Annotated in this window: 8 protein-coding genes; all 8 read left to right on the top strand. The window is 67.5% G+C overall.

Annotated elements, in window-relative coordinates:
- Positions 1-450, top strand: a 450-nt coding sequence (gene ccmA / locus NBA72_RS23910) for a cytochrome c biogenesis heme-transporting ATPase CcmA (protein WP_079981105.1), incomplete at its 5' end; no start/stop codon positions are given.
- The gene (ccmB, locus tag NBA72_RS23915; protein ID WP_000990028.1) at positions 447-1106 is read left to right on the top strand and encodes a heme exporter protein CcmB; all 660 of its coding nucleotides are present in this window, start codon (positions 447-449) and stop codon (positions 1104-1106) included. The genes ccmA and ccmB, both read left to right, overlap by 4 nt.
- Positions 1107-1157: 51 nt before the next feature.
- The gene (locus NBA72_RS23920; protein ID WP_042949969.1) at positions 1158-1895 is read left to right on the top strand and encodes a heme ABC transporter permease; all 738 of its coding nucleotides are present in this window, start codon (positions 1158-1160) and stop codon (positions 1893-1895) included.
- Positions 1892-2104, top strand: coding sequence for a heme exporter protein CcmD (gene ccmD, locus NBA72_RS23925; protein WP_000074113.1), 213 nt, complete (start codon positions 1892-1894; stop codon positions 2102-2104). Before NBA72_RS23920 ends, ccmD begins: the two co-directional genes overlap by 4 nt.
- A complete protein-coding gene (ccmE, locus tag NBA72_RS23930) occupies positions 2101-2580 on the top strand; it encodes a cytochrome c maturation protein CcmE (protein WP_001053618.1) in 480 nt (159 codons plus the stop codon). Before ccmD ends, ccmE begins: the two co-directional genes overlap by 4 nt.
- Entirely contained in the window at positions 2577-4508 is a 1932-nt protein-coding gene (locus NBA72_RS23935; protein WP_079987469.1) for a heme lyase CcmF/NrfE family subunit, read from the top strand. Before ccmE ends, NBA72_RS23935 begins: the two co-directional genes overlap by 4 nt.
- Entirely contained in the window at positions 4505-5062 is a 558-nt protein-coding gene (gene dsbE, locus NBA72_RS23940) for a thiol:disulfide interchange protein DsbE (RefSeq protein WP_023218061.1), read from the top strand. Before NBA72_RS23935 ends, dsbE begins: the two co-directional genes overlap by 4 nt.
- A partial coding sequence (locus NBA72_RS23945) for a cytochrome c-type biogenesis protein (RefSeq protein WP_272696022.1) occupies positions 5059-5756 on the top strand: 698 nt, incomplete at its 3' end. The genes dsbE and NBA72_RS23945, both read left to right, overlap by 4 nt.

Here is a 5756-nt window from a genome sequence, read left to right on the forward strand (position 1 = left end):
GAGGTGTACTGGCAGGGCGAGCCCCTGCGCCGCGTGCGCGACAGCTTCCATCGCAGCCTGCTGTGGATAGGGCACCAGCCGGGGATAAAAACCCGCCTGACGGCGCGGGAGAACCTGCACTTCTTCCACCCCGGCGACGGCGCGCGCCTCCCGGAGGCGCTGGCGCAGGCCGGGCTGGCGGGATTTGAGGACGTGCCGGTCGCCCGGCTCTCGGCCGGGCAGCAGCGCCGGGTGGCGCTGGCCCGCCTGTGGCTGACCCGCGCCGCGCTGTGGGTACTCGACGAGCCGTTCACCGCCATTGACGTTAACGGCGTGGCGCGCCTCACCCGGCGGATGGCGGCGCACACGGCGCAGGGCGGGATGGTCATTCTCACCACCCACCAGCCGCTGCCGGGGGCCGCGGACACCGTCCGCCGCCTGGCGCTGACCGGCGGGGAGGCAGGGCTGTGATGTGGCGTGTCTTCTGTCTCGAACTGCGCGTGGCGTTCCGCCACGGCGCGGACATCGCCGGCCCGCTGTGGTTCTTCCTGATGGTCATCACCCTGTTTCCGTTAAGCGTCGGGCCGCAGCCGCAGCTGCTGGCGCGTATCGCGCCGGGCATCATCCAGGTGGCGGCGCTGCTGGCCTCGCTGCTGGCGCTGGAGCGGCTGTTTCGCGACGACCTGCAGGACGGCAGCCTGGAGCAGCTGATGCTGCTGCCGGTGCCGCTGCCGGCGGTGGTGCTGGCGAAGGTGCTGGCCCACTGGGCGGTGACCGGCCTGCCGCTGATTATGCTCTCCCCGCTGGTGGCGCTGCTGCTGGGGATGGACGTGTACGGCTGGAAAATCATGGCGCTGACGCTGCTGCTCGGCACGCCGGCGCTGGGGTTTCTCGCCGCGCCGGGCGTTGCGCTGACGGCCGGGCTGCGGCGCGGCGGCGTCCTGCTGGGCATTCTGGTGCTGCCGCTGAGTGTCCCGGTGCTGATTTTCGCCGCCGCGGCGATGGACGCGGCATCGATGCATTTACCCGCTGACGGCTATCTGGCGGTGCTGGGGGCGCTGCTGGCGGGCAGCGCGACGTTAAGCCCGTTCGCCACCGCGGCGGCGCTGCGCCTCAGCGTGCAGTAGCGCCCCGGCGCGACGGACATTTTACTGGTTTCAGGAGGTCAGGTGACGACTATGTGGAAAACCCTTCATCAGCTGGCGGCGCCGCCCCGGCTGTATCAGATTTGCGGCAGGCTTGTGCCGTGGCTGGCGGCAGCCGGCATCATCGCGCTGGCCACCGGCTGGGTCCGGGGCTTTGGTTTCGCCCCGGCGGACTACCAGCAGGGGGAGGGCTACCGCATTATGTACCTGCATGTCCCGGCGGCCATCTGGTCAATGGGTATCTATGCGGCGATGGCGGTGGCGGCGTTTACCGGGCTGGTCTGGCAGATGAAAATGGCCACCCTTGCCGTCGCGGCGATGGCGCCGGTGGGGGCGGTGTACACCTTCATCGCGCTGGTCACCGGCGCGGCGTGGGGCAAACCGATGTGGGGCACCTGGTGGGTGTGGGACGCGCGCCTGACCTCGGAGCTGGTGCTGCTGTTTCTCTACGCCGGGGTCATCGCCCTGTGGCACGCCTTTGACGACCGTAAAATGGCCGGGCGCGCGGCGGGCATTCTGGTGCTGGTCGGCGTGGTGAACCTGCCGGTTATCCACTATTCCGTCGAGTGGTGGAACACCCTGCACCAGGGCTCGACGCGGATGCAGCAGAGTATCGACCCGGCGATGCGCTCGCCGCTGCGCTGGGCCATCGCCGGCTTCCTGCTGCTCTTTATGACGCTGGCGCTGATGCGGATGCGCAACCTGATTTTACTGATGGAAAAACGCCGCCCGTGGGTGAGCGAACTGATACTGAAAAGGGGGCACCGGTGAGTCCGGCATTTTCATCGTGGAGCGATTTTTTCGCCATGGGCGGGTACGCCTTTTTTGTCTGGCTGGCGGTGGCGATGACCGTGGCGCCGCTGGTGCTGCTGGCGCTGCACACGGTGCTGCAGCGCCGGGCCATTCTGCGCGGCGTGGCGCAGCAGCGGGCGCGCGAGGCGCGGATGCGTGCCGCACAGGCGCAACAGGAGGCGGCGTGAACCTGCGACGTAAAAACCGGCTATGGGTGGTCTGCGCGGTGCTGGCGGGCCTGGGGCTGACCACCGCCCTGGTCCTGTACGCGCTGCGCGCGAATATCGACCTGTTCTATACCCCCGGCGAAATCCTCTACGGCAAGCGCGAGACGCAGCAGCTGCCGGCGGCGGGCCAGCGCCTGCGCGTCGGCGGGATGGTGATGCCCGGCAGCGTCAGGCGCGACCCGGACTCGCTGAAGGTGAACTTCAGCCTCTACGACGCCGAAGGGTCGGTGACGGTGAGCTATGAGGGGATACTGCCGGACCTGTTCCGCGAGGGGCAGGGGGTGGTGGTGCAGGGCACCCTGGAGAAGGGCAACCACGTCCTGGCGCACGAGGTGCTGGCCAAGCATGACGAGAACTACACCCCGCCGGAAGTGGAAAAGGCGATGCAGGAAAACCACCGCCGCCCGCAACGCGCTGATAAGGACACCTCATCATGATGCCTGAATACGGCCACGCGCTGCTGTGCCTGGCGCTCGGCGTGGCGCTGCTGCTGTCCGTTTACCCGCTGTGGGGCGTGGCGCGCGGCGACGCGCGGATGATGGCGTCGGCCGGGGTGTTCGCCTGGCTGCTGTTCATCTGCGTGGCGGGCGCGTTTTTCGTGCTGGTGCACGCCTTTGTGGTTAACGACTTCACCGTGGCCTATGTCGCCGGCAACTCGAACACGCAGCTGCCGGTGTGGTACCGGGTGGCCGCCACCTGGGGGGCGCACGAGGGCTCGCTGCTGCTGTGGGTGCTGCTGATGAGCGGCTGGACCCTGGCGGTGGCGGTGTTCAGCCGGCAGGTGCCGGCGGATATCGTCGCCCGGGTGCTGGCGGTGATGGGGATGGTCTGCGCCGGTTTTCTGGCGTTCATCCTGTTCACCTCCGGCCCGTTCGCCCGCACGCTGCCGGCCTTTCCGGTGGAGGGGCGCGACCTGAACCCGCTGCTGCAGGACCCGGGGCTGATTTTCCACCCGCCGCTGCTGTACATGGGCTATGTCGGCTTCTCGGTGGCCTTCGCCTTCGCCATCGCCGCGCTGCTGAGCGGGCGTCTGGACAGTGCGTTCACCCGTTTTGCCCGCCCGTGGACGCTGGCGGCGTGGGTGTTCCTGACGCTGGGCATCGTGCTCGGCTCGGCGTGGGCCTACTACGAGCTGGGCTGGGGCGGCTGGTGGTTCTGGGACCCGGTGGAGAACGCCTCCTTTATGCCGTGGCTGGCGGGCACCGCCCTGCTGCACTCGCTGGCGGTCACGGAACAGCGCGCCGGCTTCAGGGCGTGGACGCTGCTGCTGTCCATCTGCGCCTTCTCGCTGTGCCTGCTGGGCACCTTCCTGGTGCGCTCCGGGGTGCTGGTGTCGGTGCACGCCTTCGCCTCCGACCCGGCGCGCGGAATGTTTATCCTCGCCTTTATGGTGCTGGTCACCGGCGGCTCGCTGCTGCTGTTCGCCGTGCGCGGGCACAGGGTGCGTTCGCGGGTGAACAACGCGCTGTGGTCGCGCGAGTCGCTGCTGCTCGGCAACAACGTCCTGCTGATGGCCGCCATGCTGGTGGTGCTGCTGGGCACCCTGCTGCCGCTGGTGCACAAACAGCTGGGGCTGGGCAGCATTTCGGTGGGGGAGCCGTTCTTTAACACCATGTTCACCTGGCTGATGGTCCCCTTTGCCCTGCTGCTGGGGGTGGGGCCGCTGGTGCGCTGGGGCCGGGACCGGCCGCGTAACATCAGGAAACTGCTGCTCACCGCCCTGGTCTCCACCCTGGTGCTGTCGGTACTGTTGCCATGGCTGCTGGAAGATAAAATCATCGCCATGACGGCGGTAGGGATGGTGATGGCCTGCTGGATTGCGGTGCTGGCGGTGGCCGAAGCCGTACAGCGCGTGTCCCGCGGCACGAAAACCTCTCTCAGCTACTGGGGAATGGTGGCGGCGCACCTCGGGCTGGCGGTGACGATTACCGGCATCGCCTTCAGCCAGAATTACAGCGTGGAGCGTGACGTGCGGATGCGGGCGGGCGACAGCGTGACCATTCACGACTACCGCTTCACCTTCCGGGAGGTGCGGGACATCACCGGCCCCAACTACCGCGGCGGGGTGGCCCTCATCGGGGTGACGCGCCACGGCGAGCCGGAGGCGGTGCTGCACGCGGAGAAACGGCTCTACAACACCAGCCGGATGGTGATGACCGAGGCGGCGATTGACGGCGGGCTGACCCGCGACCTGTACGCCGCGCTCGGGGAGGAGCTGGACAACGGCGCGTGGGCCGTGCGCCTGTACTACAAACCGTTTGTCCGCTGGATATGGGCCGGGGGACTGCTGATGGCGCTGGGCGGGCTGCTGTGCCTGGCGGACCCGCGCTACCGCCGCCGTAAACCATTGCCGGAGGCCGGATGAAACGCAACGTACTGTTATTACCGCTGCTGATTTTTCTGCTGATTGCCGCGGCGCTGCTGTGGCAGCTGGCGCGCAACGCTGAGGGCGATGACCCGACGAATCTCGAATCGGCACTGACCGGAAAGCCGGTGCCGGCGTTCCGCCTGGAATCGCTGGAGACGCCGGGTCAGTACTATCAGGCGGAGGTGCTGACGCAGGGGAAACCGGTGCTGCTTAACGTCTGGGCCACCTGGTGCCCGACCTGCCGCGCCGAACATCAGTACCTGAACCAGCTTTCTGCGCAGGGTATCCGGGTGGTCGGGCTGAACTATAAGGACGACCGGGCGAAGGCGGTGGCCTGGTTAAAAGAACTGGGCAACCCGTATGCGCTGAGTTTATCGGACAGCGACGGGATGCTGGGGCTGGACCTGGGCGTGTACGGCGCGCCGGAAACCTTCCTCATCGACGGCAACGGGATTATCCGTTACCGCCATGCGGGCGATTTGAATGCCCGGGTATGGGAAAGTGAACTGAAACCGCTGTGGGACAGATACAGCCGGGAGGCGGCGCAATGAGACTGTTACCGGGCATGGTGATGCTGATGCTGGCGCTGGTTATCGCCGGGTCAGCGCGGGCAACCACCGACGTGATGCCGTTTAAAGATGAAGCGCAGGAGCAGCAGTTCCGCCAGCTCACGGAGCAGCTGCGCTGCCCGAAATGCCAGAACAACAGCATTGCGGACTCGAACGCGATGATAGCCACCGACATGCGCCGCAGGGTGTATGACCTGATGCAGGAGGGGAAGAGCCGCCAGGAAATCATCGATTACATGGTGGCGCGCTACGGCAACTTCGTCACCTACGACCCGCCGCTGACCCCGCTGACGGTGCTGCTGTGGGTGCTGCCGCTGGCCGCCATCGTGGCGGGCGGATGGATAATCGTTGCCCGCACGCGCCGGCGGGTGCGTATCAGACAGGACGTCCTGGCTGATGCCATTCCGGCGGCGGGACCGCGCGCCGGGTGGGGCGTTTACGTGCCGGGCGTGGTTATTGCGCTGGTCGTGGCCGCCATCAGTTACTCACAGACCGGCAGCTATCAGCAGGTCAGGGCCTGGCAGCAGGCAACGGCGCAGACGCCGGGGCTGCTGGCGCGGGCGCTGGACCCGCAGGCGCAGCCGCTGAATGAGGAGGAGATGGCGCGGCTGGCGCTGGGGCTGCGCACCCGCCTGCAGAATGATGCCGGCAATGTTGAGGGCTGGCTCATGCTGGG

Origin of the sequence: Salmonella sp. NW1250 (assembly GCF_051812965.1) — a bacterium.
In the GTDB taxonomy this organism is placed as follows: domain Bacteria; phylum Pseudomonadota; class Gammaproteobacteria; order Enterobacterales; family Enterobacteriaceae; genus Salmonella; species Salmonella enterica.